This window comes from Marisediminitalea aggregata (genome assembly GCF_900129565.1).
GTDB lineage: Bacteria > Pseudomonadota > Gammaproteobacteria > Enterobacterales > Alteromonadaceae > Alteromonas > Alteromonas aggregata.
Genome location: NZ_FQWD01000003.1, coordinates 185,052 through 199,688 on the forward strand (window position 1 = coordinate 185,052; position 14,637 = coordinate 199,688).

Below are 14,637 nucleotides of genomic sequence, written 5' to 3' on the forward strand. Positions count from 1 at the left end.
TATGACTTTGACCCGGCCCAGATCCAATACTTACGTTATTTTTGAGGCCAGGGTTTAAAAAACTCACTCGTCTCTGGTACTGGTTTCTGCGGTACTTCCTGGACCGGTGTACCTAAATACAAAAAACCAACAATTTCATTCTCTTCAGCTATTCCTAATCCGGCTTTCACAACAGGACAATGCGCGTAAGCCCCCGTTCTCCAAATGCCCTGAAAACCTTGAGCAACCGCGGCCATCTGCATTGCCATCGTTGCGCACGCAGCAGACCCCAACTGCTCTACCTGAGGCACCTTTTCATGCTCCTGGTAGTTTGTTGCCACTACGATGATCATAGGCGCTCTCACCGGTAACTGAGGCGCACGTTGTATTTCTCGTTCAGACTTATCGTTATCTATGGCTGATTGCTCAAACAATGCACCCAGTTGGTCCAAACCTTTGCCTTCAATTACTAAAAACTGCCATGGGGCCAGTGAGGCATGGTCCGGGGTACGCAAGGCCGCTAATTTGATATTTTCCAGTGCTTCACCTTGTGGCGCCGGTGCGGACAAACGGGGTTGAGAGCGACGGGTAAGTAAAAGTGTTAACGCATCCATGAAAGCCTCTGATGTCTGTAAAAAATGACTGCTAGTCACAGAACGAATCACCTGTGACCGAACTAAAACTAAAGACTCGCAGACGATAACGTTAGCAACGATGATTTACAAGCCGCATCGACGGGCAATATATCGGGACAGGTAATAATCGATACTAGTGTAGCGCCCTGCCCCAAAGCACAGCAACACGAGCAACATGACGAAATAGGTCGCCGCAAACTCAATACCGTTGTTGAGAATGACGAAATTACCACTGCTGGTAAGCCATTCAATATACCCATGTTCTTCCAGTAATGATTTGGCGGCAGCCAGTTTCTCTGGCGCTTCCATAACCGACGGATTCATCAATAAAGTACCATCGGCAAGCCAGCTATTTGAATCAGCAATTGCCAGCCAACCGTTTTCAGCATGCACGGTAACCATGGCAACGATCATAGTGATAAGCAAAGGAATACTAACCCAACGAACTGCCAATCCCGGCACTAACAACAGACCGCCTATAAACTCTGCCAACGACGCCAGTATTGCCAGTAGATACGGAAACGGCAGGCCCAGACCAAATTCTGCGTCTCCAAACCATTGAACTGTGCTATCGAAATTAGCCAGCTTTTGCCAGCCAGCCTGCACCATCACAGGTGCCAGATACAAGCGAATCAGGAGCAACACCACACCATCTATATGCCGGGTTAGTAATTGCAGTTGCTGTTGGATTTTAAAGCACAGTTTTATCACACCTGGTACCTATATAATTATCTGTTTTATTGTTTGTAAAAATGCAGCATGCGTGCCATCTGGTTTTTACTGTTCGTAAATTATTCAATCAGCGAACCAGTCTTAAAGTTATCGCGTATATCTTAACGTTGAACGAAATGATAATAGTGTACAATCCAAACACGTGGCACGCTGTCAGCGGTTATGCCTATACAGATCGCCCTTTAACCTTAAAACTTTCAGGCTATGAGTAAATTTTTACGCATCATGCACCGGGGACACAGCAAGGTAGGTTACAGTGAGCGCAAAGGTCGTTTACTGATGATGATGTCTGATGAGCAGCACAAACACATTGCCAGTGTTATTCTGCAATGGCTAAATCAGGACACGAATGGCCCGGCAGAGTCAAGCGGTGGTAATAAACGCCTGAAGAAATGAGTTATTACATTTCATTACAAATTTAATTCGCGAATTATGTGAGTTTCGATAACATAACAATGAATAGCAGCGAAGGTATGTAGTCAATATGGTTCAAAAAAGTACAAGCTGGACAAAAGCCCTCTTTGTAGGCATCTGGACTGCCCTCAACTTTTGTCGAAAGTTATTTTTTAACGTCATTTTTATCGTCATCATCGTCGGCATCTTCATGGTTGCCTCGAAGGAAGACCAAACCGTTAAGGTAACGCAAAACAGCGCGTTAGTATTAACGCTTAACGGCTCGTTAGTCATTGAAAAAACAGCTATCGATCCGGCAGAACAATTCTTTCAGCAAGCGCTCAATGAAGAACCCGAAGATCCGGAAGTACTCATTCGCGATATTATTTCCGTGCTGGATAATGCAAAACAGGATAAGCGTATCACTGCACTGATTCTTGACCTGCAAGGGTTGAGAAGAGCGGGTTTAAACAAGTTGCGTACCGTCGCTGAAGCCATCGACGACTTCAAAACCTCTGGCAAGCCGGTTTACGCCATTGCGGATTACTACACGCAAACGCAATACTACCTTGCAGCACATGCAGACCACGTTTACATGAATCCGGTTGGCGCAATTATGCTGGAAGGTTATGCAAACTATCAGATGTATTACAAACGCGCTCTCGAAAAGCTCAAAATTACTACGCATATCTTTCGCGTAGGCACATATAAATCTGCCGTAGAGCCCTACATTCGCGATGACATGTCTCCTGCTGCTAAAGAAAGTAACCAGCGCTGGTTGGATGCTTACTGGGAACAATATAAAGCAGATGTGGCCTCAGCTCGTAACATGCCTTTGTCTAACTTTGACGACTCGCTGGCTCAGCTCAACGAGAAGTTTGAACAGGCAGGCGGCGATATGGCCACTTACGCTCTTCAGAACGGTTGGGTCGACGCATTAAAAACCCGTGAGGAAATCCGTCAGGAAATGGCAGAGCTGGTGGGCGAAGCCGACAACAAAGCCGGATTTAAAATTACCTCGTTTCGCAATTACAACAGCGTGATCAACCCATCATTACCAATGCCGACACCACATGGTGACAAAGTGGGTATTGTTGTTGCTAAAGGCATCATTCTGGATGGCGAACGCAATGCCGGCACCATTGGTGGTAACAGCACTGCAAGGTTGCTTCGCCAGGCGCGGTTAGACAATGACGTTAAAGCGGTTGTATTACAGGTCGATTCTCCTGGGGGCAGTGCTTCAGCTTCTGAAATCATCCGTCAGGAAGTACTGAACCTGAAAGCAGCGGGTAAGCCTGTGGTAGTTTCAATGGACACCTATGCGGCTTCTGGTGGCTACTGGATCTCGACTGATGCCGACAAGATTTTCGCTTCCCCCAGCACCATTACTGGCTCGATTGGCGTATTCGGCATGTTTATGACCTACGAAAACAGTCTGGACTATCTGGGGATCAACACCGATGGTGTAGCGACAACCGACATGGCCGGTTTATCGACTGCCCGTGGACTGAGCCCGCAGTACAGCCAGTTTATACAGCGCAGTGTTGAGAGCAAGTACAGTAAGTTCTTGTCTATCGTGGCGAATTCGCGCGATATGACAGTTGAAGACGTAGATAAGATTGCCCAGGGCCGAGTCTGGATCGGTACTGACGCGCTTGAACATGGTCTGGTAGATGAATTGGGCGATCTGAATGCAGCCATTGACGCAGCTGCAGAGCTTGCCGAATTGGAAACCTTTAAGCCAGTATACGTTCAGCGTAAGTTGTCTCCTAAAGAGCAGTTCTGGAAAGAGTTCTTCGGACAAGCCCTGGTATATGCAGTTAAATTCCAGTTTGGTGATTCGCAATCGCCATTTATGGGTCTGCTGAAAACCGCTCTGAACGACATTGATATCATGGCGAGCCTGAATGACCCGCATGGCATCTATACCTTGTGCATGCCCTGTAATGTGGTCGAGGCACGTTGATAAACGAACTCGATAAGACCGACATCGAACGCCGCCTTAAGGATCTTTACGCCAAGGCGGCGTTGTATTTTAACCGGTCATTCCCCGCTCCCCTCGTGACATACCGCCGCAGTGGCAAGCATGCCGGGACGGCGTTTTTGCAACAAAACAGAATTAACCTCCACCCTACTTTGTTTGCCCATAACAAAGAGGCGTACTTCTCTGATGTGATCCCACATGAAGTAAGCCATTTACTGGTGTATCAGATACATGGAAGGGTAAAGCCGCATGGTATTGAGTGGCAGTCGATGATGTCTGACGTTTTTGGCTGCGAGCCGAACACCCGGCACACGTTTGATTTAGGTCCGTTACAACTGAAATCGTTTACCTATGCCTGTGCTTGTGGACCGGTGGAATTAAGTGTACGACGTCACAATGCCGTCATGAGGGGTAAACAACAGTATATGTGCCGTCAATGCGGCGCGAGACTAACGCGATTGATTGAACAGCCAGAACCTAAAACCAATTGCGGGTAAACGCTTTGTCTAAATCTTCAAATGCGGTTTTTAACAGCCGTGCTAACTCCCGGTACTTGGGTTTTCCCTTGTAGCGCTGGACAGTACAGCCCTGCTCACGCATTTTCGAATGGATCTCCTGATACCAGGATTGAATTGCCGGAGGCAATGTTTGGTTTGAACGATGCCCAAGCCACAGTAACCCTTGCATAGGCATACTCAGGAAAAAAGCACCGATAGCAATGGCCTGAGGAATATGTTCGCTCCCCATTACGTTAATAATTGATGCGCAGGCTAGCACCGCCAGAGGTGGCATTACCTTTATCGCAAAACGCGTCGCAGCCACTACCCGGCAGTCGGGAAAGAGTGCATACAATTCTTTGCGAAGCGGCCAGGTCTTCATGTATTCCTGCCCGTCTTTCAGCATGGTTGTTACAGACTGCGCCATGGGTAACCTCGTTGGTAAAACGTCATTCAACCCCAAACTTGGATTGCTTTTACAAGCATAATACTAATAATAGACCGGAAACACGAAAAAAGGTCATTTTTTAGGGCAATAAATAATATCATACCGCCACTATTGAAAGTATTCGATTTGACCTCACTATTGGTATTAATTCCCGCTATTCGGTATGCGTTGGCGATGATGAAAACAATCCTCGACCGACGATGTACCGTATACACCCATTATTAAATGCTCATTTCAGCCAGTAAGAAATGAGTGAACACTGGAGACAAACATGGCAGAAAGCAGACACGTACGTCTACTCATCCTAGGTTCAGGCCCCGCAGGCTACACCGCAGCCGTTTACGCTGCACGTGCAAACCTGCAACCCACACTGATCACCGGTATGCAACAAGGTGGACAGCTGACCACGACGACCGAGGTGGAAAACTGGCCGGGCGATCCTGAAGGCCTGACAGGTCCGGACCTGATGGTACGTATGCAGCAGCATGCCGAGAAGTTTAACACCGAGATTATTTTCGATCACATCAACAAAACTGACCTGACTAAGCGTCCATTCACTCTGTTTGGCGACAGCGGCACGTACACCTGTGATGCGCTAATCATTGCCACCGGTGCGTCAGCTAAGTACCTTGGTTTGCCTTCAGAGCAAGCGTTCATGGGGAAAGGCGTGTCAGCCTGTGCGACCTGCGATGGTTTCTTCTATCGCAACCAGAAAGTGGCCGTTATTGGTGGTGGTAACACTGCCGTTGAAGAAGCGTTGTATCTTTCAAATATCGCGTCTGAAGTTCACGTTATTCACCGTCGTGACAGCTTCCGTAGCGAGAAAATCCTTGCCGACCGTTTGATGGACAAAGCCAAAAACGGCAACGTTGTACTGCACCTTAATCGCACATTAGACGAGGTGTTGGGCGACGACATGGGTGTAACCGGCGTGCGCATTAAAGCGACTGACTCTGATGTGACAGAAGAGCTGGACGTGATGGGCTTATTTGTGGCTATTGGCCACAAACCTAACACCGACATCTTTGAAGGTCAGTTAGAAATGAAAGACGGTTATATCAAGGTTCACAGCGGCACTGAAGGCAACGCGACACAAACCAGCGTTGAAGGCGTTTATGCTGCTGGTGACGTAAGCGATCATATTTACCGTCAGGCTATCACGTCTGCAGGTACCGGCTGTATGGCCGCGCTGGACGCAGAGCGCTTCCTGGACGCGCTGAAGTAATCAGGTAATTCAGGCAGCGGCATCATACGATGCCGCTGTTGTTTACTGCTTATGATCACACTGCCGTATCTTGAACCTGATACCCCCTTCCCTGCTGTACAGCATGCATTAGATGACCCGGACGGCCTGTTGGCCTATGGCGCCGACTTATCTCCCGGCAGACTACTTTCTGCGTATTCACAAGGCATATTTCCCTGGTTTAGTGAAGGTGAACCCATTTTATGGTGGTCGCCGTCAGTCAGGGCCATTATTCCGATTGACCAATTCAAATGCTCAAAGAGCCTGGGAAAGTTAATTAAGAAGCAGCGTTATACAGTAACGTTAAACAAAGACTTTCGCGCGGTTATTCAGGAGTGTGCATCGATTCCCCGCTTACACCGTGGCAATAACGGTACAACCACCACCTCGACAGCGACCTGGATCACCCAGGACATGATAGAAGCCTATATTCAGCTTCACGAGCTTGGTTTGGCACATTCCGTAGAAGTCTGGGACAATGACCAACTGGTCGGTGGTTTGTACGGCGTAGCCGTTGGTCGTGTATTTTGCGGTGAATCCATGTTTCACCATCAGCCCAATACCTCAAAGCTCGCACTTGCGCATTTGGTTGCGCACATGCAGAAACATCAGTGTAGTTTTATTGATTGTCAGCTCCCCACTGAACACTTAAGCAGCCTGGGCGCCCAATCCATTCCGCGCAGTAGCTTTATTACCGAACTCCGAGCACTGAATCAAACACTTGATTCAGAGGGCTATATCTGTTCAGAATATACTCATCGCTGGCAACCCCAACCAATTACGTTGTAATGAAATTTGGCATAACGCAATCCTTCAGCTGCAGCTACTTACCGGAACGAGACGAGCAATTGCTGGTATTTGTCGGTGACGACGACGCCTGTGCCTTTCATTACCCTCAGCTGATACAAGCCGGATTTCGTCGCAGTGGCAATCAGGTGTATCGCCCTTATTGCCAAGCCTGCTCGGCGTGTCAGTCGTTACGTGTACCGGTTAACGAATTCAAACCGTCACGGAGCCAGCGTCGCATACTGAATAAAAATAAACATCTGCAGGTCCATGTTGCCTACAAGCCGGATGCACGATATTACCCACTCTACGAGCGGTACATCAATGAACGTCATGCCGATGGCAGTATGTACCCACCCAGTCAGTCGCAATTCGACGGCTTCTTAGCATGTGCCTGGTCGCAACCCTTGTTTATTGAAGCGTACGACAACGACAAGCTGATTGGCGTAGCCGTTACCGACGAGGTTGACAGTGTTCTGGGCCATGGCGGCTATTCAGCCATGTACACGTTTTTTGACCCGGATTACGAAAAACAGTCACTGGGCGCCTGGATGATTTTAAGTCAGATAAAGGTGACCGCTCAGCAGGGCAAAACGTATCTTTATTTGGGTTACCAAATTGATGACTGCCGTAAAATGAATTACAAAAACAAATATTTCCCCCACGAACGCTACGCCGACCACCAATGGCACCGAATAAATTGTGCCGACGAGATTGACACATTTCAGCAAACCATTTCACAGTCGAACGACACTTCTGTTCGCTAACAAGTAAAAAGCGCATAGAAGACACGCAAATCGTGTATTTACATCATTAATTACTTTACATAAGGCAGTGAATTGGTTAAGGTCTGCGCGGCGAAAAAATTGACAGTTTATTGAGGTTATTGCTCTAGATGGCGAAAGAAGATTGTATTGAAATGGAAGGTACGGTACTGGATACTCTGCCTAATACCATGTTCCGTGTTGAATTAGAAAATGGTCACGTTGTGACTGCCCATATCTCTGGAAAAATGCGTAAAAACTATATTCGTATTTTGACAGGCGATAAAGTTACGGTTGAAATGACGCCTTACGACCTGTCTAAAGGCCGTATCGTTTACCGCGCGCGCTAATCAATACGCGGACGTTCAGCCCGCATTGCAATTGCCGGTACCGGTAAAACAAAAAAACCCGAACACAATGTTCGGGTTTTTTAGTTTTGTGGTAACGATGCTATGACTATTCGCTGGATTCTGTTGCCGATGCCACTTTGTCCTGCGAGTTATAGCTGAACGTCAGTTTGTCGTCTTTCAGATCAACAGTAACATCACCGCCACTGCTTAACTTGCCGAACAACAGTTCGTTAGCCAGTTCTTTCTTAAGCGACTCCTGAATCAACCTGGCCATAGGACGCGCTCCCATTGCCTTGTCGTAGCCTTTTTCAGCAAGGAACGCTCTGGCAGCCGGAGACACTTCCAACGATACGCCTTTGGTATCCAATTGCGCCTGTAACTCGATAATGAACTTATCGACCACTTGCAGGATAACTTCTGAATCCAGGTGATTAAACCAGATGATTGAATCCAGACGGTTGCGGAATTCAGGCGAAAATACCTTATTGATCTCAGACAACGCATCGTGACTGTGATCCTGCTGTTTAAAGCCAATCGACTTACGCACGGTTTCCTGCACACCGGCATTTGTGGTCATCACCAACACAACATTGCGGAAATCGACCTTTCTTCCGTTGTTGTCGGTTAACGTACCGTGGTCCATTACCTGCAACAAAATGTTGTATATGTCACTGTGCGCTTTTTCGATTTCATCGAGCAGTACCACTGAGTACGGGTGTTTAATTACCGCGTCAGTCAACAAACCGCCCTGATCAAATCCAACGTAACCAGGAGGCGCACCAATCAAGCGGCTTACCGCATGGCGCTCCATGTACTCAGACATATCGAAGCGCACTAATTCTACGCCCATAATCTTAGCCAGTTGTTGCGTGACTTCTGTTTTACCCACTCCGGTCGGACCGGCAAACAGGAAATTACCAATAGGCTTTTGTTCATTGCCCAAGCCTGCACGCGACAAGTGAATAGCATCTGCCAGAGACTCGATGGCCTTGTCCTGACCAAACACCACCATTTTCAGGTTGCGAGACAGGTTTTTCAGCACTTCTTTATCAGAAGCTGAAACAGACTTCTCCGGGATACGCGCCATCTTGGCAATAATTTGCTCGATGTCACCCACGTTAATCACTTTCTTACGCTTGGATTGCGGCAATAAACGCTGGCTCGCGCCGGCTTCATCCATTACGTCAATCGCCTTGTCTGGCAAGTGACGCTCATTGATGTACTTCGCCGACAACTCGGCTGCTGCCTGCAACGCTTTTTGTGTAAAGCGTACGCTGTGATGCTCTTCGTACCGGGATTTCAGGCCCAACAGAATTTTAGTCGTGTCACTCACACTTGGCTCTGCCACGTCCACTTTCTGGAAACGACGCGCAAGTGCGCGGTCTTTCTCAAAAATACCCTGGTATTCCTGATACGTAGTAGAACCAATGCAACGCAGTTCACCCGAGCTCAGCTTCGGCTTCAGTAAGTTTGATGCATCCATTACGCCACCGGACGCCGCACCCGCACCAATAATGGTATGGATTTCATCAATAAACAGAATCGCGTCTTTGTCTTTCGACAATTCTTTGAGAATGCCTTTCAGGCGTTTCTCAAAATCACCGCGGTATTTGGTTCCGGCCAGCAACCCGCCCAGATCCAGTGAGTACACCGTACACTCTGCAATTACCTCGGGGACTTGTTTTTCAACAATGCGGTAAGCCAAACCTTCCGCAATCGCTGTTTTACCAACGCCCGCTTCACCAACCAGCAGTGGATTGTTTTTACGGCGACGACACAGGATTTGAATGGTGCGTTCCAGTTCATCGTCGCGACCAATCAGCGGATCAATCTTACCGTCCTGGGCTTGTCTGTTCAGATTCGTCGCGTATTTGGATAACGCCGAGCCTGACTCTTCACCCTCAGCACTCTCTTCACCGGCTTCGTTGCTCTCCGGCGCATCGTCCTCTGCCTTGCTTACGCCGTGGCTAATAAAGTTCACTACATCAAGACGCGTGACATCGGATTTTTTGAGAATGTAAACAGCCTGACTTTCCTGCTCACTGAAAATCGCAACAAGTACGTTTGCGCCGGTAACTTCTTCTTTACCCGACGACTGGACATGAAATACCGCGCGTTGCAGCACGCGCTGGAATCCCAGTGTCGGTTGCGTTTCGCGATCGGCCGCCTGGTCTTCCAGAATCAATGGTGTGGTGTCTTTGACGAATTCAACTAATTCACCACGAATATTGTCTATATCGGCCCCACAGGCCTTCAGGGCTTCCTGAGCAGCCGGATTATCCAGCAGGGCTAACAGCAAGTGTTCAACCGTCATAAACTCATGACGGTGCTCTCTGGCGAACACAAAAGCCTCGTTTAAGGTCTGCTCTAAATCTTTATTCAGCATATATATTGCCCCTTCTCAAAATTGACTCACGCCTGCTCCATCGTACACATCAAAGGATGTTGATGTTTACGGGCATACTGATTCACCTGCATTACCTTTGTTTCTGCTATCTCAGCAGTAAAAATGCCGCAAACGGCTTTGCCCCGGTAATGAACGGTTAACATCACTTGGTTTGCTTTTTCAGCATCCAACCGGAAGAAACGCATAAGAACTTCAACCACGAAGTCCATGGGCGTGTAGTCATCATTATTCAATAAGACCTTGTACATCGGAGGCGGTTCCGTCTTCTGACGCTCCCGTTCGAGTAGTCGCTCTTTATCGATACTAATGGCGTTACCTTTACTCATAATTTAATCATAGTGCGCTTGCAAGGAATTTCAGATCTTTTTTACCATTATTTTGTCTGGAAAAAAAATAAATTGCACTTGCATAATGCGGTTAAAATATCTACAGTTTTAGTATGTTTTGTGAGTGACGCACAAAGCATGCACTGCCCTGTGTTCAATTGTATTGTGGGGGCAGACTCCCGTGAGTTCAAGGATTAAGAGGAAGTCGAAGTATGGCGGTTGGCAAAGTTAAATGGTTTAACAATGCGAAAGGGTTTGGATTTATTGTGCCCGAGGAAGGTGGCGAAGATATTTTTGCTCATTATTCAACGATTCAAATGGAAGGCTATCGGTCACTCAAGGCCGGCCAGGAAGTGACCTTCGAAGTGCAGCAAGGCCCGAAAGGCTTGCACGCTGAGAACATTGGTCTTGTTGAGGACGAAGAGCGCTAAGTCACCTCGTAAGCAGACATCGAATAGTTAGCAAGCCTTACCCGGGGACGAGTAAGGCTTGTTTATTTAAGCTACCGCCCGTTTTTCTTCTTAATTACACACCTAAATTTGGTAATACGAACGATTTAAAATTGGGATGTAGCCGAACCCATAACCCCGGATTTGCATTTAACTGCTCTGCAGCTTCCGCCTGGTCATTACTTATCGTGGTATGAAGCACTTTTTGATATGTTGCCACTTTGGCTGGTGCCGTTTCCGCATCGACGACGGATTGCACTACTTTCTTTGCTTTCAAAATCGTCGCTGGGCCAAGAGTCAAAATATATTGCGCATGCCGGCATTCTTGCTCGTCGGCCTCACTAACCTGGCTACCACCGGCTTTAAATTTACTGATGTGATGCTCAAGAATACTGCTGGAAATGGGAATTAGACCCGCCAGATGATGCGCTTGTGCACCTGAAAACGGCTTGATGTAAGCCAAATGCGACGCCTCATTAGCCTCTGGTCCATGGCCAATAAAAAAGATATCCAGGCCACCCAACGACTCGAGCTTTTGCAAATAGGCAATAAAACTGCCTTCTAAGTCATCAGAATCCGTTTGCATAGGCGTGAAACTATTAATCTTTTCGAAAAACGCCGGGCCAAGAATTCGCTCGAAGTCACGCACAAAGCTCAGCCCATTTTGCATAGCCATAGGTGCAAGCGCATCCTGAGTAAATACATTAAGCCTTGCGAATAATGCATCATGTTCCGTCTTAGCTGCCAGTTCACCCAACAAACGGTGTAATTGCTGTGCGCCCCGCCCACCAAGTAACGCAATATTGATCTCGCCGGACTTTTCTTCCGCAGTCAGCATTAACTCATTCAACATTGCTTCGCCGATCGCCATCTCACTGGGCAAAACCGTCGGCGACAAGCCTTTATCCACGGGTCGCCAGTCTGCCGATTCAGCATAGGAAAGCCAAACATTGTTATTTTTATCTTCTCTTGAAAACGCGGGTTTATGTGTTGTCATTGTCTAACCTTTTCGCACAAACGTAACCTGAATGCGCCATTGTGCCACCGGTAGCAAACAATGTAAAAAAAGATAGAAATTGCCATAAAAAAAGCCGGCATTGTTTGCCGGCTTTTTAAGGATATCATTGAAGCATTACGCTTTATGCATCAAGAATGCTGTTCAGTGTGCTACTTGGACGCATTGCTTTGCTGGTTTTCTCTTCGTCTGGGAAGTAGTAACCACCAATGTCCTGAGGCTTGCTTTGTGACTCGTCAATCTCAGCAATGATCTTGTCGATATTCGCCGCCATCTTGTCGTAGATAGGGCCAAACTCAGCAGCCAGCTCAGCGTTGTCAGTTTGCTTCGCCAACTCTTCCGCCCAGTACAGAGCAAGATAGGCATGGCTACCACGGTTGTCTAACTGGCCGGCTTTACGCAGCGGTGATTTACCGTTGTTAAGCAGTGACTCTGTTGCTTTATCCAGCGCAGCTGCGATGACTTTCGCTTTCGCGTTGTCGTGCTTAATAGCAACGTCTTCTAACGATACAGCCAATGCCAGGAACTCTCCCAGTGAATCCCAACGCAGGTGACCTTCTTCAACAAACTGCTGAACATGCTTAGGTGCTGAACCACCCGCACCGGTCTCATACAGACCACCACCGGCCATCAGCGGCACAATTGACAGCATTTTCGCACTGGTGCCCAGCTCGAGAATTGGGAACAAGTCAGTCAGGTAGTCACGCAGAACGTTACCGGTCACTGAAATGGTATCCAGGCCGCGGATAGCGCGCTCCATTGAATAACGAATAGCGCGAACAGGAGACATAATAGAAATGTCTAACCCATCTGTATCGTGGTCTTTCAGGTACTTCTCAACTTTCTTGATAAGCTGTGCGTCGTGAGCACGCTCATCATCCAGCCAGAACACAGCAGGCATACCCGATTGACGAGCACGTGTAACAGCCAGCTTGACCCAATCCTGAATTGGCAGGTCTTTAGCCTGACACATACGCCAGATATCGCCTTCTTCCACGTCGTGCTCGATCAGTACGTTACCGTCCTGGTCGATGACCTGAACTTTACCGTCAGCTTCCATTTCAAAGGTTTTGTCGTGTGAACCGTACTCTTCCGCTTTTTGTGCCATCAGACCTACGTTCGGTACTGTACCCATGGTAGTTGGGTCAAAGGCACCGTGCGTTTTACAGAAGTTAATAACTTCCTGATAAATAGTCGCGTAAGTACTTTCCGGAATAACCGCTTTAGTGTCATAAGGACGACCATCCGGACCCCACATTTGACCAGAGTTACGGATCATCGCCGGCATTGACGCATCAACGATTACGTCACTGGGTACGTGCAGGTTTGAAATACCTTTGTCTGAGTTAACCATCGCCAGCAGTGGACGATCTGCATAAATTGCATTGATGTCACGCTGGATTTCAGAGCGCTGAGATTCAGGTAACGTTGAAATCTTGTCGTAAACGCTACCCAGACCATTGTTCGGGTTAACACCCAACTCGTCGAACAACTCACCGTATTTTTCAAACAGTTCTTTATAGAATACTTTTACACAGTGACCGAATACGATGGGGTGAGAAACCTTCATCATGGTCGCTTTTACGTGCAAAGAAAACAGTACGCCCGTGTTTTTCGCATCTACGATTTGTTCTTCGAAGAATTCGCACAGCGCTTTCTTGCTCATGAACATACCGTCAATCACTTCGCCTTCCAGCAAATCAACGCGAGGCTTCAACGTCTTTTTGCTGCCGTCTTTGCCAGTGAACTCAATGCTAACGTGACCCGCTTTTTCTACAGTCACTGATTTTTCGCCAGAGTAGAAGTCACCGCCGCGCATGTGTGCAACGTGAGTACGTGAAGCCTGGCTCCACTCACCCATTGAATGCGGGTGTTTCTTCGCATAGTTTTTAACCGCAGCAGGCGCACGACGGTCTGAGTTACCTTCACGCAGGACCGGGTTTACTGCAGAGCCCAGTACTTTACCGTAGCGCTCTCGAATGTCTTTTTCTTCGTCTGTCTTCGGATCTTCAGGGAAGGCGGGGACATTGAAACCAATAGCATTCAATTCTTTAATCGCGGCGCGTAATTGTGGAATCGACGCACTGATGTTTGGCAGTTTGATGATATTTGCTTCTGGGTCTTGCGTCATCTCGCCCAACTCGGACAGGGCATCAGGCACTTTTTGATCGTCGGTTAAGTAATCCGGGAAATTTGCCAGAATACGAGCGGCCAATGAAATGTCACTCACCTCTACTTCGATACCCGCAGCGCTGGCAAAGCGGCGAATAATCGGTAGGAATGAGTAGGTCGCCAGCATTGGCGCTTCATCGGTTTTAGTGTAAATAATTGTCGACTTACGAGTGGTCATTCTGTACCTCAATAGTTGCAGTAGCAGACTGCGTATTTTTCCGTTCAACAAATACCTGTGGCCTGTAGGGCAACAAGATCGTCTTTTTCCTATTTGTAGTTTTCATTAACCTGACAGACTTTTATTATCACGCACACAAAAAACTCGGCAATGTAAATTGGTATTACCAAGCGGTCTTTCTGTCACTGTTCAGGCCAACGTCATCGCATACGCTGCGCGTGAAAATTATTAAGGTCTTTAGTATAGGGTCAAGCGAATCAGTTACAAGTCATACCTTTG

General features: G+C 47.7%; 15 protein-coding genes. 8 read left to right on the forward strand and 7 right to left on the reverse strand.

Going from position 1 to position 14,637, the window contains the following annotated elements:
* Positions 1–35: 35 nt before the first annotated feature.
* Together BUB81_RS08835 and BUB81_RS08840 are read right to left on the reverse strand one after the other, a co-directional pair.
* Positions 36–593, reverse strand: coding sequence for an NAD(P)H nitroreductase (locus BUB81_RS08835; RefSeq protein ID WP_073321609.1), 558 nt, complete (start codon positions 591–593; stop codon positions 36–38).
* Positions 594–698: 105 nt separating this feature from the next.
* Positions 699–1,316 (reverse strand): HvfX family Cu-binding RiPP maturation protein, encoded by a 618-nt coding sequence (locus BUB81_RS08840; RefSeq protein ID WP_370164097.1) that lies wholly within the window; start codon positions 1,314–1,316, stop codon positions 699–701.
* 234 nt (positions 1,317–1,550) lie between these two features.
* Between BUB81_RS08840 and BUB81_RS08850 the strand changes: the two genes are divergently transcribed.
* The 3 genes from BUB81_RS08850 (at position 1,551) to BUB81_RS08860 (ending at position 4,220) form a co-directional block, all read left to right on the forward strand.
* A complete protein-coding gene (locus BUB81_RS08850; protein ID WP_073321615.1) occupies positions 1,551–1,742 on the forward strand; it encodes a hypothetical protein in 192 nt (63 codons plus the stop codon).
* 88 nt (positions 1,743–1,830) lie between these two features.
* The gene (sppA, locus tag BUB81_RS08855; protein ID WP_073321617.1) at positions 1,831–3,705 is read left to right on the forward strand and encodes a signal peptide peptidase SppA; all 1,875 of its coding nucleotides are present in this window, start codon (positions 1,831–1,833) and stop codon (positions 3,703–3,705) included.
* Positions 3,702–4,220 (forward strand): SprT family zinc-dependent metalloprotease, encoded by a 519-nt coding sequence (locus BUB81_RS08860; RefSeq protein ID WP_073321620.1) that lies wholly within the window; start codon positions 3,702–3,704, stop codon positions 4,218–4,220. The genes sppA and BUB81_RS08860 overlap by 4 nt, the downstream gene beginning before the upstream one ends.
* Here BUB81_RS08860 and yfbV read toward each other — a convergent pair.
* Positions 4,201–4,647 (reverse strand): terminus macrodomain insulation protein YfbV, encoded by a 447-nt coding sequence (yfbV, locus tag BUB81_RS08865; protein ID WP_073321623.1) that lies wholly within the window; start codon positions 4,645–4,647, stop codon positions 4,201–4,203. The two genes, BUB81_RS08860 and yfbV, sit on opposite strands and share 20 nt — an antisense overlap.
* 292 nt (positions 4,648–4,939) lie before the next feature.
* Here yfbV and trxB point away from each other — a divergent pair, with 292 nt between their 5' ends.
* The 4 genes from trxB to infA all read left to right on the forward strand — a co-directional run bounded on the left by trxB (position 4,940) and on the right by infA (position 7,811).
* Positions 4,940–5,893: a thioredoxin-disulfide reductase gene (gene trxB, locus BUB81_RS08870; RefSeq protein WP_073321627.1), complete on the forward strand. Its 954-nt coding sequence runs from the start codon at positions 4,940–4,942 to the stop codon at positions 5,891–5,893.
* A gap of 51 nt (positions 5,894–5,944) precedes the next feature.
* Complete coding sequence (aat, locus tag BUB81_RS08875) at positions 5,945–6,700, forward strand: leucyl/phenylalanyl-tRNA--protein transferase (RefSeq protein ID WP_073321630.1); 756 nt, start codon at positions 5,945–5,947, stop codon at positions 6,698–6,700.
* Positions 6,700–7,464, forward strand: coding sequence for an arginyltransferase (locus BUB81_RS08880; protein ID WP_073321633.1), 765 nt, complete (start codon positions 6,700–6,702; stop codon positions 7,462–7,464). The genes aat and BUB81_RS08880 overlap by 1 nt, the downstream gene beginning before the upstream one ends.
* 128 nt (positions 7,465–7,592) lie before the next feature.
* Positions 7,593–7,811, forward strand: a complete 219-nt coding sequence (gene infA, locus BUB81_RS08885) for a translation initiation factor IF-1 (protein WP_070175908.1) — start codon at positions 7,593–7,595, stop codon at positions 7,809–7,811.
* A 106-nt stretch (positions 7,812–7,917) separates the two neighbouring features.
* On the opposite strand, the gene clpA is transcribed toward infA, so the two are convergent.
* Both clpA and clpS read right to left on the reverse strand, forming a co-directional pair.
* Positions 7,918–10,197, reverse strand: coding sequence for an ATP-dependent Clp protease ATP-binding subunit ClpA (gene clpA, locus BUB81_RS08890; protein WP_073321636.1), 2,280 nt, complete (start codon positions 10,195–10,197; stop codon positions 7,918–7,920).
* Positions 10,198–10,223: 26 nt separating this feature from the next.
* A complete protein-coding gene (gene clpS, locus BUB81_RS08895) occupies positions 10,224–10,544 on the reverse strand; it encodes an ATP-dependent Clp protease adapter ClpS (RefSeq protein WP_073321639.1) in 321 nt (106 codons plus the stop codon).
* A 212-nt stretch (positions 10,545–10,756) separates the two neighbouring features.
* Between clpS and cspD the strand changes: the two genes are divergently transcribed.
* Complete coding sequence (cspD, locus tag BUB81_RS08900; protein ID WP_073321642.1) at positions 10,757–10,975, forward strand: cold shock domain-containing protein CspD; 219 nt, start codon at positions 10,757–10,759, stop codon at positions 10,973–10,975.
* Between the two features lie 94 nt (positions 10,976–11,069).
* On the opposite strand, the gene BUB81_RS08905 is transcribed toward cspD, so the two are convergent.
* Both BUB81_RS08905 and BUB81_RS08910 read right to left on the reverse strand, forming a co-directional pair.
* Positions 11,070–11,990: a sugar phosphate isomerase family gene (locus BUB81_RS08905; RefSeq protein WP_073321644.1), complete on the reverse strand. Its 921-nt coding sequence runs from the start codon at positions 11,988–11,990 to the stop codon at positions 11,070–11,072.
* Between the two features lie 142 nt (positions 11,991–12,132).
* Positions 12,133–14,358 carry an NADP-dependent isocitrate dehydrogenase gene (locus BUB81_RS08910; RefSeq protein ID WP_073321647.1) on the reverse strand — a complete coding sequence of 742 codons (2,226 nt, stop codon included), beginning with the start codon at positions 14,356–14,358 and terminating at the stop codon, positions 12,133–12,135.
* Positions 14,359–14,637: the final 279 nt, after the last annotated feature.